Source organism: Pseudomonas vlassakiae (genome assembly GCF_014269035.2).
Lineage (GTDB): Bacteria > Pseudomonadota > Gammaproteobacteria > Pseudomonadales > Pseudomonadaceae > Aquipseudomonas > Aquipseudomonas vlassakiae.
The window spans coordinates 1-219 of the sequence record NZ_JABWRP020000078.1 but is presented as its reverse complement, the minus strand read 5'-3'; the positions used below and the strand labels follow the sequence as shown (position 1 = coordinate 219).

The following is a 219-nucleotide window of genomic DNA, read 5'->3' as shown; positions in this document are numbered from 1 at the left end:
CGTCGCCGAAAGCGACACCGTCGTTGTGTCCAGGACATCCGTGATGCTGGTGCTGACTGGTGCCTGATAGGCGACCAGATTTTCGTAACTGCCACCGCTAACGTTGGTGATGCTGTTGGTGACCGCCGCATGGCCTTGATAGACGTCGTTGGTGACGGCTTCCGTGGCAGTACCTGAGCTCTGACCGACCGGAATGGTGATGGTCTGGCCGTTGGCCAG

The 219-nt window shown here is 59.4% G+C and carries 1 protein-coding gene; it reads right to left on the bottom strand.

Going from position 1 to position 219, the window contains the following annotated elements; translation table 11 throughout:
• A partial coding sequence (locus HU738_RS25870; RefSeq protein WP_217871569.1) for an immunoglobulin-like domain-containing protein occupies nt 1–219 on the bottom strand: 219 nt, incomplete at both ends.